At 55.0% G+C, this 15185-nt stretch carries 17 protein-coding genes; 12 read left to right on the top strand and 5 right to left on the bottom strand.

The window, feature by feature from the left end:
• Nucleotides 1-185 precede the first annotated feature (185 nt).
• From Q4G72_RS07145 to Q4G72_RS07135, 3 genes are all read left to right on the top strand, one after another.
• Complete coding sequence (locus Q4G72_RS07145; protein WP_303310727.1) at nucleotides 186-1019, top strand: MOSC domain-containing protein; 834 nt, start codon at nucleotides 186-188, stop codon at nucleotides 1017-1019.
• Nucleotides 1020-1330: 311 nt separating this feature from the next.
• Nucleotides 1331-2128 carry a DUF547 domain-containing protein gene (locus Q4G72_RS07140; RefSeq protein WP_303310726.1) on the top strand — a complete coding sequence of 266 codons (798 nt, stop codon included), beginning with the start codon at nucleotides 1331-1333 and terminating at the stop codon, nucleotides 2126-2128.
• Between the two features lie 44 nt (nucleotides 2129-2172).
• Nucleotides 2173-2850 (top strand): DUF2461 domain-containing protein, encoded by a 678-nt coding sequence (locus Q4G72_RS07135; RefSeq protein ID WP_303310725.1) that lies wholly within the window; start codon nucleotides 2173-2175, stop codon nucleotides 2848-2850.
• A gap of 128 nt (nucleotides 2851-2978) precedes the next feature.
• Here Q4G72_RS07135 and Q4G72_RS07130 read toward each other — a convergent pair whose 3' ends face one another.
• Nucleotides 2979-3602 carry a deoxynucleoside kinase gene (locus tag Q4G72_RS07130; protein ID WP_303310724.1) on the bottom strand — a complete coding sequence of 208 codons (624 nt, stop codon included), beginning with the start codon at nucleotides 3600-3602 and terminating at the stop codon, nucleotides 2979-2981.
• Nucleotides 3603-3878: 276 nt separating this feature from the next.
• On the opposite strand from Q4G72_RS07130, the gene Q4G72_RS07125 reads away from it, so the two are divergent.
• Nucleotides 3879-4322, top strand: a complete 444-nt coding sequence (locus Q4G72_RS07125) for a hypothetical protein (RefSeq protein ID WP_303310723.1) — start codon at nucleotides 3879-3881, stop codon at nucleotides 4320-4322.
• A 16-nt stretch (nucleotides 4323-4338) separates the two neighbouring features.
• On the opposite strand, the gene Q4G72_RS07120 is transcribed toward Q4G72_RS07125, so the two are convergent.
• Nucleotides 4339-4998: a hypothetical protein gene (locus Q4G72_RS07120; protein WP_303310722.1), complete on the bottom strand. Its 660-nt coding sequence runs from the start codon at nucleotides 4996-4998 to the stop codon at nucleotides 4339-4341.
• A 142-nt stretch (nucleotides 4999-5140) separates the two neighbouring features.
• Here Q4G72_RS07120 and Q4G72_RS07115 point away from each other — a divergent pair, with 142 nt between their 5' ends.
• Nucleotides 5141-5659, top strand: a complete 519-nt coding sequence (locus Q4G72_RS07115) for a GNAT family N-acetyltransferase (protein ID WP_303310721.1) — start codon at nucleotides 5141-5143, stop codon at nucleotides 5657-5659.
• A 137-nt stretch (nucleotides 5660-5796) separates the two neighbouring features.
• Entirely contained in the window at nucleotides 5797-6021 is a 225-nt protein-coding gene (locus tag Q4G72_RS07110; RefSeq protein ID WP_303310720.1) for a CDGSH iron-sulfur domain-containing protein, read from the top strand.
• Nucleotides 6022-6096: 75 nt separating this feature from the next.
• Here the strand turns inward: Q4G72_RS07110 and Q4G72_RS07105 are convergent, their stop codons facing one another.
• Nucleotides 6097-6357, bottom strand: a complete 261-nt coding sequence (locus tag Q4G72_RS07105; RefSeq protein ID WP_303310719.1) for an acyl-CoA-binding protein — start codon at nucleotides 6355-6357, stop codon at nucleotides 6097-6099.
• A gap of 117 nt (nucleotides 6358-6474) precedes the next feature.
• Here Q4G72_RS07105 and Q4G72_RS07100 point away from each other — a divergent pair, with 117 nt between their 5' ends.
• From Q4G72_RS07100 to Q4G72_RS07085, 4 genes are all read left to right on the top strand, one after another.
• Entirely contained in the window at nucleotides 6475-7767 is a 1293-nt protein-coding gene (locus Q4G72_RS07100) for an amidohydrolase family protein (RefSeq protein ID WP_303310718.1), read from the top strand.
• A 180-nt stretch (nucleotides 7768-7947) separates the two neighbouring features.
• Nucleotides 7948-8466: a CinA family protein gene (locus tag Q4G72_RS07095; protein WP_303310717.1), complete on the top strand. Its 519-nt coding sequence runs from the start codon at nucleotides 7948-7950 to the stop codon at nucleotides 8464-8466.
• Nucleotides 8467-8574: 108 nt separating this feature from the next.
• Nucleotides 8575-9222, top strand: a complete 648-nt coding sequence (locus Q4G72_RS07090) for a hypothetical protein (RefSeq protein WP_303310716.1) — start codon at nucleotides 8575-8577, stop codon at nucleotides 9220-9222.
• A 175-nt stretch (nucleotides 9223-9397) separates the two neighbouring features.
• The gene (locus Q4G72_RS07085; protein WP_303310715.1) at nucleotides 9398-9688 is read left to right on the top strand and encodes a hypothetical protein; all 291 of its coding nucleotides are present in this window, start codon (nucleotides 9398-9400) and stop codon (nucleotides 9686-9688) included.
• Nucleotides 9689-9714: 26 nt separating this feature from the next.
• On the opposite strand, the gene Q4G72_RS07080 is transcribed toward Q4G72_RS07085, so the two are convergent.
• On the bottom strand, nucleotides 9715-10752 hold the full coding sequence (locus Q4G72_RS07080; protein WP_303310714.1) for a hypothetical protein: 1038 nt from the start codon (nucleotides 10750-10752) through the stop codon (nucleotides 9715-9717).
• A 128-nt stretch (nucleotides 10753-10880) separates the two neighbouring features.
• Here Q4G72_RS07080 and Q4G72_RS07075 point away from each other — a divergent pair, with 128 nt between their 5' ends.
• Nucleotides 10881-12071 carry a S1/P1 nuclease gene (locus tag Q4G72_RS07075; RefSeq protein ID WP_303310713.1) on the top strand — a complete coding sequence of 397 codons (1191 nt, stop codon included), beginning with the start codon at nucleotides 10881-10883 and terminating at the stop codon, nucleotides 12069-12071.
• An 89-nt stretch (nucleotides 12072-12160) separates the two neighbouring features.
• Nucleotides 12161-12913 (top strand): peptidylprolyl isomerase, encoded by a 753-nt coding sequence (locus Q4G72_RS07070; protein WP_303310712.1) that lies wholly within the window; start codon nucleotides 12161-12163, stop codon nucleotides 12911-12913.
• A 112-nt stretch (nucleotides 12914-13025) separates the two neighbouring features.
• Here Q4G72_RS07070 and Q4G72_RS07065 read toward each other — a convergent pair whose 3' ends face one another.
• On the bottom strand, nucleotides 13026-15131 hold the full coding sequence (locus Q4G72_RS07065) for a M13 family metallopeptidase (RefSeq protein ID WP_303310711.1): 2106 nt from the start codon (nucleotides 15129-15131) through the stop codon (nucleotides 13026-13028).
• Between the last annotated feature and the right edge of the window lie 54 nt (nucleotides 15132-15185).

Below are 15185 nucleotides of genomic sequence, written 5' to 3'. Positions count from 1 at the left end.
TAGGGCGTGAAGATACAGGCCGGAACTGAAGTACTCCTGCCAGTGCCAGGTAAGTATACTTCGAACAGAAAAGTTGGGCAACCTTCCTGAAGCATGGCTTCACGAAACAGGTACCACCTGTTTTTCTCTACAGACAGGAGTAATATCCGAGGCACTGCTGTTTTTCTCCCTGTACCTTTGTACATATGACTGCCTCTCCCCTTACGCTCTCCGCCCTTTATATTTATCCTGTTAAGTCCCTGGGCGGTATTGCGCTGAGGGAGGCAGAAGTAGAGCTTCGCGGCCTGCGCCACGACCGGCGCTGGCTGATTGTGGATGCCCGCAACCAGTTTATGACGCAGCGGCAGCTGCCGCATATGGCTCTGCTACAGGTTTCGCCGGCCTATAATGGCTTCCTGCTCACCCACCGGCAGCGCCCGGATCTACTCCCATTATATATCCCCTTTGAAGCTACTCCCGAGCGCACCCTGTTTGTGACTATCTGGGACGATATGGTTTTTGCGTGGCGCGGCAGCCAGGCCGCCGATGAGTGGCTCACGCAAGCTCTGGGCCAGCCCTGCAAGCTGGTTTATATGTCGGATATGGTGATGCGGGCCACGGAGCCAGAGCGCAACCTGGAAGGTCAGATGGTTAGTTTTGCCGATGCATACCCATTTCTACTGGCCGGCGAGGCCTCCCTGCAGGAGTTAAACTCGCGGCTGACCGAGCCCGTACCCATGGACCGTTTCCGGCCCAACTTTGTCTTTTCTGGTGGCGCACCCTGGCAGGAAGATACCTGGGGCCATTTTCTGATTGGCAAAGTGAGTTTTCAGGCAATAAAGCCCTGTGCCCGCTGCCCGGTTACGACTATTAATCAGCTAACCGCGCAAAAGAGCGCTGAGCCCCTGCGTACGTTGGCATCCTATCGGGCAGCAGGCAATAAGGTGCTGTTCGGGCAAAACCTGACGGGCCCGGGCCGGGGCACTGTGCGCGTGGGTGATGTGCTGACGATACAGCAACTGAAAGAAATACAGCTATAGCGCCACAAAAACAGTTGCGTTCCAAAGCGCCAAAACCGTCAGCAAAGTCCCTGCGCTGGCTGACCAAACCCCGGCCAAATAGCCGATAAATGCGTTTGCAGCCTTCTCAAAGGCTTTTTGAAGCCAGGCGAGGGTAATAAGCCTCTGATTTATCTGGAGTTATGGTGCATTTTCTGGGCAAGTAATTACCTTTGACTAGCCCAATTCTGCTTTTAGCAATAAAAGCGGCCTGGGGCCTTGTTACTGCTCTCTTACAGGCTGGCCTTCAAACCGCTTGCCTGCCCCGCTCCTCACCTCTATTGCATTTCTTCATGGTTTTCCCTTCTCGGCTCCTACCCGCACTAATGGGTTGGTTGGTGCTGTGTATGCTGTACACCAACGCCACGGCGGCCGATAGCCCTGCTCAGGTACACCAGCTTTGGAATGAACTGCTCTTCCAGCACGTTACCCCCGACGGCCGCGTTGATTATCAGGGTTTTTTAGACGATGAGGACAAGCTGGCTGAATACCTGCAGGTATTAGCGCATACTACCCCCAATGAGCAAACCTGGAGCCGCGATGATATAAAGGCATTTTGGCTGAATGCCTATAATGCCACCACTGTCTCGCTGGTTCTGGAGTACTATCCCATCAACAGCCTGAATACCATTCGGCTGAAGTCTGGATCAGGCTTCTCCCCCTGGGAAGCCCTTACCGTAGCCGCCGCCGGGCACGAATATTCGCTGAACCAGGTAGAACGCACCTTATTGCGCGACCAGTTTCACGACCCCCGCATTCATTTTGCTTTGGTTTGCGCAGCAGTTTCATCCCCCGTACTGCGTAACGAGGCCTACGAAGGCCATCGGCTGAATGCTCAGCTAGATGATCAGACCCAGCGTTTTCTGGCTGATCCGCTACTGAACACCATTACGGCAGAGCGACTACAGCTCTCCAGCCTGTTCGACTGGTATTCCGCCGAATTTGGCAGTGGCGAAAATGCCCTGGTGGCTTTTCTCAACCGCTATTTGCACACCCCGGTACCAGCTACGGCCAAAATAGAGTTCCTGTCGTTTGACTGGCGCCTGAATGACCGCCAGGCCCTGAGTGGCACGCAGGCCCTCACTCGCTAGTCCGGTTTTCCAACCTCCGGTACCCCTGCCGAGTTATAGCAGGTATGGATAGAGCTTTTCTTCTGGATTTCCTGCGCCAACTGGCAGCTAACAACCACAAAGCCTGGATGGATGCCAACCGGGCCGACTACCACCGTGCCCGCGCCATTTATACCGAGTTTGTAGCGGAGCTTTTGCGCGGGGCAGCCCGCTTTGAGCCGGACTTAGCACCGCTCACGCCCTCCGACGTGATGTTTCGCATCAATAAAAACGACCGATTTCAGCAAAGTAATGAGCCGTATAAGCGCCACATGGGAGCTGGCGTAAAGCCTGGTGGTCGGCATAGCCCATGGGCCGGCTATTTTATTGCTCTGGAGCCTGGTGGGGCAAGCTACGTAGGGGCCGGCCGCTGGATGCCGGAGCCCGCCCAGCTAACCCGCATTCGCCAGGAAATTCACTACAATGGGGCTGGGTTCCATGCCATGCGGCAGCAGCCGGACCTGCTACGCCACTACCCCAATGGCCTCGACCGGAACCAGGTGCTGAAAACCGCGCCTAAAGGCTACGACCGCGCCGACCCAGACCTGGAATGGCTGCAGCTGAAAAGCCATTTTGTGTGGCACTCCATCCCCGATACCCATGTGCTATGCCCCGACTTCCCCGAGCAGGTGCTGACGGCCTGGCAAGCGGCCCAGCCCTTGGTGCATTTCTTGAATGAGGCCATGCAGCCGGACGCTGATTAAATTTTTTAGAAAAGCCTTCGGCGCACGAATCAGGTTATTCCGGGCCCTAAGCATTCTTAATCAAAAAGCCCTGGCCATCTGTATAGATGGCCAGGGCTTTTTGGTCTGGCTCTTCAACTGTCAACAGCTTAAAATAAGCCAAACAGAGTGCTGTTAATTCGGTCGACGATGACACCCAGGTCTTCCGGGTTGTTTACGTAATCGAGGCCGTTCACATCGATTACCAGCAGGCGACCGGCATGGTAGTTACTGATCCACCGCTCGTAATGCTCGTTCAGATTCTTGAGGTACTCAATCTTAATGTTGTTTTCGTAGTCCCGGTTGCGCTTCTCAATTTGAGAAATCAACTTCGGCAGATCCGCTTTGAGGTAGAGCAGCAAATCCGGCGGGTCTACCATGCTTACCATCGACTCGAACAAGCCCAGGTAGTTGTGGTAGTCGCGCTCCGGCATTAGCCCCGACTCGTGCAGGTTGGCCGCGAAGATATGCGCGTCTTCGTAAATCGTGCGGTCTTGAATAACACCCTTGCTGGCCCGTTGCAATTCCTTAATGCGCTGGGTTTGGCGGAAGCGGCTATTGAGAAAGTACACCTGCAGGTGAAATGCCCAGTGGTGCATATCGTCGTAGAAATCTTTCAAATAGGGATTGTGGTCCACATCTTCCAGAAAGACTTCCCAATTGAAATGATGCGCCAGTTTGTTGGCCAGCGTGGTCTTGCCGGCGCCAATGTTGCCGACGATTGCAATATGCATGAGCGAAATGAGGGACGATAAGTGAGCTACAAAAGTAGTGGAAACCCTCGGCCTCCGCATCATGCACTGCCCAGCTTAACTGCACAAATTGCGACTAAGCAACCTTGTCTTTTTACAGAACTAAATCCTTAAAAAAAGGTATCTTTTCGCTTCTTGCTCATTCAGGATTAACCCGAAGAGGCCGGCAGCCAGTATCAGGCACGGCTGTAGATGCCTTTCCCTTCCTGACTCTGACGGTGCTGCTCCTGCTGTGTTGTTGACTTTTGCTTCTCGCCCATGCCATTTTTCTCCACTACCTACGCCGATTTAGGAACTGTCTCGGATAAGCATGGCGTGGCCATTGCCACCTTTCGGCACTACCCCAGCGAGCAGCTTTTGTATATCATCTGGAATGGCAACCTGACCGGAAAGGAAGTGATTCAGGTAGCAAAGGAAGGTTTGAAAATCCTCGAAGAGTTTCATATTCCTTTGGTGCTTAACGATAAAACCAAAGCGACCGGCGACTGGTCAGAGGCCTTGCCTTGGTTGGAATATGAGTGGCTGCCGGACGCTATGCAGGAGGGACTACGCGCCTTTGCCTATATTTTCTCGCCTGATGTACAGAGCCATATCGTGTCTGCCGAGTTCGTAGAAAAGATTGGAAAGTACCTGCCTATCCAACTTTTCTACGACATGCCTTCAGCTATGCAGTGGCTGCAGCAGCAGCATAAAGCGGCCTGACTATACGGCACCCTCCTTATTTGTCGCCTAAATATTCTTTGGTAGCCCGGGCGGTTTCCAGCGTGCGGAACTCACCTTGCAGGGAGCGTACCTGAAGCCGCTCTTCCAGGGAGAGCTGCTGGCGCACCTGCTCATAGCGCGTGTTCAATCGGGTTAAAACTTCGCTGGCCGAGGCCCAGTCTTGGGGTGTCCATTGGCGACGATGCTCCCGCGTATAAGCCAGTAGGTGTTCATACAAAGTGGGCAGATCTGTAGCGCGGGCGCGGCTGATGTTTACCTGCTCGTTCAGCAGCCGGTTTTGCGTTTGCTGGGCCGTCTCGGGCTGGCGGGCCTGGGCTTCCAGACGCTGCTGTTCTTTGGACCAAGCCTGATAGCGGGCCTTTTGGGCGCTGTACTCCCGGCGCGACTGCACCGATAAACTATCAGTTACCTTATCCAGGCGCTGGCTTTGCCGGTCGAAATCAGCCATCATGCGGGGCCACTCGCGGCGGGCACCTGTTTCGGCCTTGTCCATCTTTTCGCTTACCCAGTCCACAAAGGAGCGTAGGTCGCGCTCAGCGGCAGAAGCCGTTGGCTGGATAGCGCGCGTAGCGCCGGTTTGCTGGGCCGAGGCAGCCAAGGGTGATAGGGAAAGGCCGGCGGCCAGCAGTGCAAAAGCAAAGGAAAGTCGTTTCATGCGGTGGAAAAGTGTACAGGTAAGTAGAACGGAAAGCCTCATTGATGAGGTATAGGCAGCCCGGCAATTTCCTGCCCAAAAACGTTGCCATACCGGGTACAGGTTCGTTTTTTGTTTAAAAAATGACGTTTTTGCACCGGTTATGACGTCTGCTGCCTCTGCTTCTGTTACCATCCGGCCTGCTACACTGGATGATATTCCTACCATTATTGCGCTGGCAGAGGCTACCTGGGAGCCCACCTACCGGTTTATTATCTCCCGGGAGCAGATTGAGTACATGTATCGGGTGATTTACACCCCGGTTTCCCTGCAGCGGCAGATGACGGAGGACGGGCACACCTTTTTGCTACTGTATTCAGATGAGCATCCGGCGGGTTACGCTTCTTTTTCCCGTCAGCCAGCCGGCGAGGCGTTATACAAACTGCACAAGATTTACCTGCTTCCGTCCCATCAGGGGCAGGGTCTGGGCCAGCATCTCATTCAGGCAGTAGAGCAGGCTACCAGCCAACTGGGGGGCCGTACGCTGGAGCTGAATGTAAACCGCTACAACCCCGCTATTGCGTTTTATGAGCGCCAGGGCTTCCAGCGCCACCAAGAGGTCGATATTCCCATTGGCCCTTATTGGATGCACGACTACGTAATGCGTAAAGAGCTGCCGTAAAGAGTGCCGGTGGCTATTTAGCAGGAACAGGCTGTACCCGGCAGCTTTTTTCATTGTTTTTCAACTGCTATTCCGCCACTTCACTGCCCGGCGCAATGCCTTTCTTCCTTCTCAATCAAGTTTAAAACCAAGACCCTATGGCCACTAAAATCACAGTACTCAGCAACGGCTCCCTCCGCGTAGAGGGCGAATTTGAAATTGTAGATGCGCAGGGTAATACCTATGGCCTGGCGGGCCGAGAGCGGGTCAGCATCTGCCGCTGCGGGTTGTCACAAAACAAACCCTTCTGCGACGGTTCCCATAAAGGCCACTTCGAGCACAATGCCGTAGCCTTTGATTTGCCAGCACCCAAGGCCGTATAGTGCGTCCTTGCCAGTCATAAAAAAGCCCCGGCGTATCTACGCCGGGGCTTTTTTGCTGGGTTTTATTCCTGAAAGCTACGCGCCCTGAAACAGGGAATCTACCAGCGCTACATACTCCTGGCGAGCCTCGTCCTGGTTTTTGCCGTTGAGGTTGGCCCAGGCATCGTACTTAGCAATGGCTTTAAAATCGAAGCCACCGGGCCGGTCGCCCTGGATGTCGCCTTCGGTGGCTTGCTTGTAGAGGGCATACAGCTGGAGCAGCACCATGTTGGAGGGTTTGCTGGGTAATTGCTGGGCACGCTGGGCAGCAGCTTCAAATTCTTCCTGAGTTGCCATGAAAAAACGGGGCTATTAAGAGGGAAAATACGCTATACTCGTGGCTGGCAAGTTACTTATCCTACCGGAAATAATGCTGCATGCAGCATTATTTCCGGCTCTCCTCTTTCGTTACCTATGCGTCGTCCTTTCCTGTTGCTGGCTTTCATGGCCGGCACTTTGCTGAGTAGCTTCTCTGCTCAGGCCCAAAAAACCTACGTGCATTGCGGCCGGCTGCTGGATATGCGCAGCCCCCGGCCCCAAACCAGCATGACGGTGGTTATCGAGCAGGGGCGCATTGTGGCAGTTTCCCCGGGCTACCAGACGGGCACGGCAACCGATAAGGTGATTGATTTAAAAAATAAAACCGTGCTACCGGGGCTGATTGACTGCCATGTGCATCTGGAAGGTGAAACCAGCAAGGACAACTTCCTGAAGGAGTTTACCCAGAACCCCGCCGATGTAGCCTTTGCCTCCCTGGAGCATGCCCGCAAAACATTGCTGGCTGGGTTCACTACGGTCCGTGACCTGGGCGGCACGGGTGTGAATACGGCGCTACGCAATGCCATTGCCCGCGGGCAGGTAGTGGGCCCCCGGGTGTTTACTGCCGGCAAAGCCATTTCGGGTACGGGTGGCCACATGGACCCCACCAATGGCTACCGCCAGGACCTGATGGGTGTGCCTGGCCCCGCCGAAGGTGTAGCCAACGGCCCCGACGAATGCCGACAAGCCGTGCGGGAACAGTACAAGCGCGGCTCCGACCTCATTAAAATTGCCTCTACCGGCGGGGTGCTAAGCGTGGCGAAAGATGGCAGCGGCGCCCAAATGACGGAGGAGGAAATAAGAGCCATTGTACAAACTGCCCACGACCTGGGCCTAAAGGTGGCCTGCCATGCCCACGGGCCGGAAGGCATTAAGCGGGCCATTCGGGCCGGGGTAACCAGCATCGAACACGGCTCTTTGATGGATGATGAAGGCATTAAGCTGATGAAGAAATACGGCACCTGGTACGTGCCCACTATAACGGCCGGCAAGTCGGTTGCCGACTCAGCCAAAATACCCAACTACTATCCTGCTCTCGTTACGCCCAAGGCGCTGGCCATTGGCCCCAAGCTACAGGACACGTTTGGCCGCGCCTACAAAGCAGGGGTAAAAATTGCATTTGGCACCGATGCATCCGTGTTCCGGCACGGCGTAAATGCCCTTGAGTTTCAGTATATGGTAGAAGCCGGCATGCCTGCCCGGGAGGCGTTGCAGGCGGCTACGGTGCGGGCGGCAGAACTGCTGGGCCAGCAGGAGCAGCTAGGCACGGTGGAGACCGGCAAGCTGGCCGACCTGGTAGCCGTGGAGGGTGACCCGGAGCAGGATATCCGGGTCATGCAGCACGTACGTTTTGTGATGAAGCAGGGCGTGGTGTATAAGCAGGAGTAAAATGAGCTGACCAGAAAACCTACTGGCATCCGCCTGGAAAAGCTATTGCGCCGTGTTTCTGCCTAGCAGGAGCACGGCGCTTACATTTAGAAAATTGATCAGTCTACGAATTCCTGCAACTCCCCAAGGGTAATCCGGCGTATGGGAGCCATACTTACTATAGTACTGCTACCCCCCTTTATGAAAGATACGTTAGTTGATGACCTGGTGAAGCAATTCCTGCAGCATAAGCTTAAGCTGGCCCTGGCCGAAAGCTGTACCTGTGGTTGGGTAGCCGCCCTGCTGGCTCCGGCCCAGGGGGTGAGTGAAGTCCTGCTGGGCTCAGTAGTCACCTACCACGGCGAGGCCAAGCAGCGTTTGCTGGGCGTGAAGAAGAAAACCCTGGACACGTATACCGCCGAAAGTCAGCAAACCACCAATGAAATGGCGCAAGGCCTGCATCAACAGCTTCCCATGGCTGATGTGTGCGTGGCCATTACCGGCTTGTTTGGTCCGGGCGCCTCCGAAACACCGGATAAGCCCTCCGGCACCATTTTCGTAACTATTTTGCTGGAAGGCCATGCCCAAGAGTACCGGGAGCTGTTAAAGGGCCCCACCGACAAGTTTCGGGACCAGGCGGCGGCGTTTATCTTCACGAAGCTGGATGAGCTGCTCACGCGCCGGCAGGAAGCGCCAAGCTCCAGGGTAAATGGCAGTTAGCCAGGGGACGGGAGTAGCTTTTTTTGCTGGGTTTTCTATTGCTGATTAGCCACTATTTTTTCTAAATGGCTGCATTTCTCCATGCAAACCATCCATATTTGTGGCACTATGAAATTAGCTATACTACTGGCCGCTGGCCTCACCTTCACTGCTCTCAGCAATGCCGATGCACAGACGGAGCTAAACGCTCAGCCTACTGCCCCGGCCCAGCCTACAACGCCGGCGGTTTCTACCCCGGCCGCCCCGCTGCTCTCTCAGCAGCCTTCCCACTACACGGGTTCTTTGCTGAGTATGGAAGTGGGCTGGGGTGCTCCTTATGGTGGCTTAGGATTTTCCTACGGGCACCACGTGTTGCCCAATTTGGATATAAATGCAGGCCTGGGCCTGGGTGTGGGTGGTAAAATAGGCGTAGGTGCCCGGTATTACCTGCGGCCGCAAAGCCAGGTGTCGCCGTATCTCGGCGTAAATCTGGTGCGCTCCGGTCGGCTGGATAATGTAGAGGTCACGCTTGATCAGGAAACGGCCGTATATAGCATGGCGCCCAGCGGGGTGCTGCACCTGCGCGGCGGCTTGCGCTGGCAGCCCGGCCGTCTGGGCTTGCTGGGCACATTGGGCTACGGCGTGCGCGTCACCGGCGACCCGGTGACGTATCAGAACGGCTATAACCCGTCGATGGAGCTGCGCAATCTGGTGCAGACCATCAGCCCGGGCGGGGTTGAAATTTCACTGGGACTGGCCATTAACCTGGGCCATTAGTAATATTAACTATAAATACACAACCCTAATTAAATTAATATATAAGGTGAAATATCCTTTTATACTATGCTTGCTATTACTCACGGGTTGCGACCCAAATGATGTACGATTTAAAATCGTTAATAAATCAAATAAGCCTATCTATTTTGTCCTTTCGAAGGATGACTCTTTTAAAATGGATGACTGGCCCCGCGGTTATACTACTGAAGATGATCCATTGTGGAAAGTTCAAAATAGCCTCTTACCAGATTCCAGCAGTTCTGACTATCGGGCTGGCCCAGATGGCTGGCCCGATTATATTAATCATGAATGTAAAGACAGCCTTTTAACGATTTTTATATTTACTCAAGCTCAACTCGCACATAACACTTGGGAGTCCTTGTATAAAAAGCAATTATATTCAAAGAAATATAAACTATCAGTTCAAGACTTAGAAAGAATTAATTGGCAAGTGATTTATAAATAAAAGCAACATCGACAGATAAAATAATTCTACTTAGCCATCCGGGCCCGGCCCAGCATCAGTTTCAGATGCAGGTGCACCACATCACCCATGGAGTCGCAGCGGCTGAACCGGGTGCTGTGGTGATATTGATTGAGCTCTAATTTCAGCTGCTCTACTTTACCACGGGGGGCCAGTTCGTCCTGCCGCATGCAGTCAATGAGGTTTTTAAGGCGGTAGCGCTCGGCCCGGGCGCGACGCAGCATGAGTGTGCGCTCCTCCGTCTGGTACTGCCGTATGGTTTCCGGGGCCAGCAGGCGGGTACAAAGCTGCACAATGGCGCGGTTATCCTTGAAATACTGGGGCAGGTACATGGTTTTCTTGCCCTCGTAGCTCTGCTGGTCAAAGTCAATGGCGCGTACCCGGTACTGCTCGTCCTCAAAATCGGCCGTTACATCTACCACGTAATTGTAGGCACGCATATCGCCCAGCAGACGGGCAAAGCACCGCTCATTAAACTTCACAAACTCTTTGGCAATGCGTACCTGGTTGAGGTGAGGACGCTGCAGCCGGTCCCGGATGAAGTCGTCGCCGGGAATGCCAGCAATGTGTTCCTCAATTAAGGTGTCGCCGCACACCAGGTAGTTAATACTGTTGGGGGCCAGCACGTGCTCCAGCTCCAGGCCATATACCCGTGAAGCATCGGCCCGCTTCACGTAGAAATAATCATAATTATCATTGAACTGATTCACGATGCGTACCCGGAAGGGCTGGCTGTTGCCAAAGCGGCAATAGTCGATGCGGTCGGCCAGCAGGTGCTCGGTGAAAGACAGGTCGCCGCCGGTTTTTAGCAGCGCATATACTTCTGTGAGGCCGCGGGAAAGCTCCTGCAAGGTTTGAGGCTCATAAAATACCGTTTCCCAGAGTGTATCGCGCCCTTTGCGGTCTAAAAGCGGGTAGGCCCCACTGATGCGCAGCAGGTCCAGATAGGTAATGGGCAGATGCGCTTCCCGGTCGTACTCGCGCAGATAGCTCCGCAACGGCGTGCTGATGGCGTAGGGAATCTTCTTTTTGGAGATGCTGGTCACAGGGGCAGAAATAACGGTTACAAGGTAGAGAACCAGCGGCCTTATCTGGCTGTCATTCCTTTGGTCGTCGTGGAAAAATACCGAACTTTGGGATTGTCTGGTCAGCTCATTGGCCGCTCACTGCGCTTATGAAGAAACTACTTACTACGCTCTTACTGGTCCTGCTCTGCCCTATGTTTTCGCCGGGCTGGGGCTATTTTGGCCACAAAGTCATTACGCAGATTGCCGTATACTCGCTGCCCAGCGGAATGCAGGGCTTCTACTTCCGCAACCTCAACCGCTTGGTGCAGCTTTCCACTGCCCCCGACCAGCGCCGCGAGATTGATACGCTGGAGGCCAGCCGGCACTTCATCGACATGGACCATTTCGGCGACGACCCTTTTAACACCGTGCCCAAAGCCTGGGACAAGGCCGTAGCCAAGTATTCTGCCGATACGCTGCGCAAATATGGTACGGTGCCGTGGGTAGTGCTGGAAGTGCAGAACAAGCTAACGCAAGCCTTCCGTACCGGCGATACTACCGCTATTCTGAATCTGTCCGCTGATTTGGGACACTACGTGGCCGACGCCTACGTACCGCTGCACACCACCGAAAACTACGATGGGCAGCTTTCTAACCAGCAGGGCCTGCACGCCTTGTGGGAAAGCAAATTGCCGGAGCGCCATATTGGCGAGTACAAGCTGATGGGGAAAGACGCCAAGTACCTGAAAGACCCGCAACAGGCCATCTGGGAGGTATTGCAGCAATCCTATGGTTTCCTGGGGGCTACGTTTGATCTGGAAGAGAAAGTAGGCCGGAACTTTACGCCGGAGCAGAAATACACTTTCTCCCACCGGTTTGGCAAAACCCGCCGGGCCTATTCCGATGCTTTTGCGGATGCCTACCACAAGCAGGTGGGCGGCATGGTCATGTTTCGTCTGCAGCTGGCTCCCGCTACCGTGGCTTCTATGTGGCTAACGGCCTGGCAGGATGCCGGCCGCCCCAACCTGGAAAAGCTGCTGAAAAAGCCCATCAGCAAGGAAGAAAAAGAAAAGCTGGACGAGCACCTCACCGCCTGGAAGAAAAACCAGCTGGTACCCAATTCTATGCTACTGGGGCAGTTGAAAGAAAAGCCCGTGGAAGCGCCCGACCAGATTAAACCGGCCGCCGATATGGCTCCACCACCTGTTGAGGCTGCTGTTCCGGTTGCTACACCTACCCTTCCGGTTACAGCCCCAGCGGCCACTCCCGAAAAGGTGAAAGAAAAAACCAAAACCTCGAATGGCAAGAGCAAGCAAAAGGTAAAGAAAGCTGCCCCCGCCAACGACGGCTGGAATTAACCGGCAATCAATAGCCCGCACGGCGGGTAGCGAGCTATGGGCAACCGCCTGTACTCGCTACCCGCCGTTTTTTGTTGTTTTATTGCGGCATGAAAGCGCTGTATTTCTCTCTGATGCTGGCGGCCCTGCTGGCTGGCTGCGGACAAGCCCAGAAAACCACCCCGGTAGAAGCCCCTACCGGCTCTGCTACTCCCCCACCTGTGCCCGGCCCGGACCTGGTAAGCCTGGCTGATACCAATGTGGCCCGCTTGCTGCCCGCTTATGCCCGTGCGTATCCGGCATCCGAAGTAATCCTGCACACCCGCCTGGGCAAAATGCGCATCCGACTTTATGACGATACGCCTATACACAAAGCCAATTTTCTGCTGCTGGCCCGCAAAGGCGTGTTTGATGAAACGGTTTTTAACCGAGTGGTGAAAGGCTTTGCCGTACAGGGCGGCCGCTCCGACCACCGTACCATTCGCATTGCCGATTACCACCTGCCGCCCGAAATCAGCCCCCGGCACTTTCATAAGCGGGGGGCACTGGGCATGGCCCGCTATGATGATGAGAAGAACCCCGGCAAGCTTTCCTCCAATACCGATTTCTACTTGGTCCAGGGCGAAAAACTAACCCCTTACCAGGCGCGGGCCATGGCCGGCCGGCCGCTCATGCCTGAGCAGCTCCGCACCTACCAAACGGTAGGCGGCGTGCCCTCTCTGGATGGCCAGTACACCGTATTTGGGGAAGTAGTGGAAGGCCTTGATGTCATTGATAAAATTGCCGCAGAGCCCGTGGATAACACCAAATGGCCCAAGCAAGATGTGGATATTAAGATGGAAGTGGTGGCAGTGAAAAAGTAAGGTGGAGCATGTTTAAAACTGCTCATCTTTCTGTTCCTGTTACCAAACAAAAAAGGCGGCCTGCACAATGCAGGCCGCCTTTTTCAGGCTACTTAGTAGTAGACTCTTTAGCTTACCACACTTTGGCGCGCACATTTTGGGCGCGCACCATCTTGGCGTCTTCCTTGCAGCCAAAGGCTTCGTAGAACTGCGGCATATTTTGCAGCGGGCCGTTGGTACGGAACTGCGCCGGGCTGTGCGGATCGGTCATCACCTGCTGGCGCAGGTACTCGGGCCGGGCGTTGGTGCGCCAGATCTGGGCATAAGCCAGGAAGAAGCGCTGCTCCGGCGTGAGGCCGTCGAACTTGGGGCGCGGACCGTTGCCGTACTGCTTCTGAAGCTGCTTTTGCAGCGCAGTGTAGGCAATGTTCAGGCCACCCAGGTCGGCAAGGTTTTCGCCCATGGTCAGCTTACCATTCACGAACACCGAGTCTATCGGCTGGAAGGCATCAAACTGCTTGCCCACGATGTCGGCACGCTGGGTAAATTTCTCGGCGTCTTCCTTGGTCCACCAGTCTTTCAGGTTGCCCTCAGCGTCATACTGACGGCCCTGGTCATCAAAGCCGTGGGTAATTTCGTGGCCAATAACGGCACCCATGCCGCCATAGTTTACCGCATCATCGGCGTTGGGGTCGAAGAACGGAGGCTGCATAATGCCGGCCGGGAATACAATTTCATTCAGCGACGGATTGTAGTAGGCATTAACCGTGGGCGGCGTCATACCCCACTCCTTGCGGTCTACCGGCTTGCCGAACTTCTTCACATTATCCTGGTACGACCACTGACGAGCCGCCAATACGTTGCTCAGGTAGGAGTCGCGCGAAATGTTTAGGGCCGAGTAGTCCTTCCACTGATCGGGGTAGCCGATTTTCACACTGAAGGCATTCAGCTTTCTGAGGGCTTCCTGCTTGGTGGCGGCGCTCATCCACTCCAAGCCTCGGATGTGCTCCCCCATGGCTTCCTTAATGTTGGCCACCATTTCCAGTGCCTTCTGCTTGGCTTCCGGCGGGAAGGCTTTGTCTACATACATCTGGCCGAAGGCCTCGCCCAGGGCACCGTCGGTGGAGCGCAACATGCGCTTCCAGCGGGGCTGCTGCTTTTTAGCGCCCGTCAGAACCTGCGTGAATTTAAATGACTCGTCGCCATAGGCCTTTGGCAAGGCAGAGGTAAAGGCCGTAACCAGGTGCCAGCGCATGTAAGTTTTCAGGTCAGCCATGGGCTCAGCCTTCAGCATAGTGTTCAGCTCCTGAAAAAACGCCGGCTGTCCCACAATTACCTGCTTGGCCGAGGACAGACCCAGGTGTTCCAGGATATGCTTGGGGTTCAGGTTCGGGTATTTCTTCTGCGCTTCCGCCAGCGTCATCTTATTATAGTTGGCGTAAGGGTCGCGCAGGTCTACGCGGCTCTTGCTGGCTTTGGCCAGGCGCGTTTCGAGGCGGATAACGGTAGCGGCGTTTTTGGTGGCCGTGGCCTGGTTGTCGCCAATCAGCTTGAACGTATTAACCAGGTAGGTTTGGTAGGCCGCGCGGATGCTCTTGGAGCGGGCATCGTCTTTCAGGTAATAATCCCGGTCGGGCAGAGAGAGGCCGCCCTGGTACAGGTTTACGGCATACTCATCACTCTTCTTGTCGTCTTGGCCTACATAGGCCCCGAAGAACGCGCCGGTCTGCAGCTGCTGGTCGCGGGCAATGGCCATCTGCAGGTTATCGAGCGTTTTTACCGCGGCAATGCGGTTCAGCTCGGGTTTCAACGGCGTGATGCCCGCCTTCTCAATGGCCATGGAGTCCATGGCGGTGGCATAGTAGTCGCCTACTTTCTGCGCATTCGTGCCTTTCTGTGCGGAGGTATTAGCGGCGGCTTCTTCCAGAATCTGGCGCATGATGGCGCTGTTCTTATCCGCTAGCTCGTTAAAAGAGCCCCAGCGCACTTCTGCCGCTGGTATAGGATTGTTTTTGAGCCAGTTACCTGAAGCGTACTGGAAGAAGTTGTCGCAGGGCGCAACGGAGGGGTCCAGATTCGAAATATTCAGGCCTACGCCTTTGGGAACCTCCTCGGCCGGGGCTGCCGCAGGGGCGGGCGTAGCGGCGGCCGTAGGCGCCTGGGCCGTGGTAGCACAGCTGGCCAGGGCCAACCCGGCTGCCGCCACTACCAGCAAAGAAGCGTTTGTACGCTTTTTCATAAATAAAATGGAAAGATGACTGAATGGGAATGGGCAGAAATATAATAAGAATGC

Origin of the sequence: Hymenobacter sp. BT730, from assembly GCF_030542105.1 — a bacterium.
Taxonomy (GTDB): Bacteria; Bacteroidota; Bacteroidia; order Cytophagales; family Hymenobacteraceae; genus Hymenobacter.
This window is presented reverse-complemented; position numbering and strand designations above follow the sequence as displayed.

Excerpts from the sequence above, each read along its gene's own strand:
- Q4G72_RS07145 (WP_303310727.1), top strand. The coding sequence starts at position 186 with ATGACTGCCTCTCCCCTTACGCTCTCCGCCCTTTATATTTATCCTGTT.
- Q4G72_RS07140 (WP_303310726.1), top strand. The coding sequence starts at position 1,331 with ATGGTTTTCCCTTCTCGGCTCCTACCCGCACTAATGGGTTGGTTGGTG.
- Q4G72_RS07135 (WP_303310725.1), top strand. The coding sequence starts at position 2,173 with ATGGATAGAGCTTTTCTTCTGGATTTCCTGCGCCAACTGGCAGCTAAC.
- Q4G72_RS07130 (WP_303310724.1), bottom strand. The coding sequence starts at position 3,602 with ATGCATATTGCAATCGTCGGCAACATTGGCGCCGGCAAGACCACGCTG.
- Q4G72_RS07125 (WP_303310723.1), top strand. The coding sequence starts at position 3,879 with ATGCCATTTTTCTCCACTACCTACGCCGATTTAGGAACTGTCTCGGAT.
- Q4G72_RS07120 (WP_303310722.1), bottom strand. The coding sequence starts at position 4,998 with ATGAAACGACTTTCCTTTGCTTTTGCACTGCTGGCCGCCGGCCTTTCC.
- Q4G72_RS07115 (WP_303310721.1), top strand. The coding sequence starts at position 5,141 with ATGACGTCTGCTGCCTCTGCTTCTGTTACCATCCGGCCTGCTACACTG.
- Q4G72_RS07110 (WP_303310720.1), top strand. The coding sequence starts at position 5,797 with ATGGCCACTAAAATCACAGTACTCAGCAACGGCTCCCTCCGCGTAGAG.
- Q4G72_RS07105 (WP_303310719.1), bottom strand. The coding sequence starts at position 6,357 with ATGGCAACTCAGGAAGAATTTGAAGCTGCTGCCCAGCGTGCCCAGCAA.
- Q4G72_RS07100 (WP_303310718.1), top strand. The coding sequence starts at position 6,475 with ATGCGTCGTCCTTTCCTGTTGCTGGCTTTCATGGCCGGCACTTTGCTG.
- Q4G72_RS07095 (WP_303310717.1), top strand. The coding sequence starts at position 7,948 with ATGAAAGATACGTTAGTTGATGACCTGGTGAAGCAATTCCTGCAGCAT.
- Q4G72_RS07090 (WP_303310716.1), top strand. The coding sequence starts at position 8,575 with ATGAAATTAGCTATACTACTGGCCGCTGGCCTCACCTTCACTGCTCTC.
- Q4G72_RS07085 (WP_303310715.1), top strand. The coding sequence starts at position 9,398 with ATGGATGACTGGCCCCGCGGTTATACTACTGAAGATGATCCATTGTGG.
- Q4G72_RS07075 (WP_303310713.1), top strand. The coding sequence starts at position 10,881 with ATGAAGAAACTACTTACTACGCTCTTACTGGTCCTGCTCTGCCCTATG.
- Q4G72_RS07070 (WP_303310712.1), top strand. The coding sequence starts at position 12,161 with ATGAAAGCGCTGTATTTCTCTCTGATGCTGGCGGCCCTGCTGGCTGGC.
- Q4G72_RS07065 (WP_303310711.1), bottom strand. The coding sequence starts at position 15,131 with ATGAAAAAGCGTACAAACGCTTCTTTGCTGGTAGTGGCGGCAGCCGGG.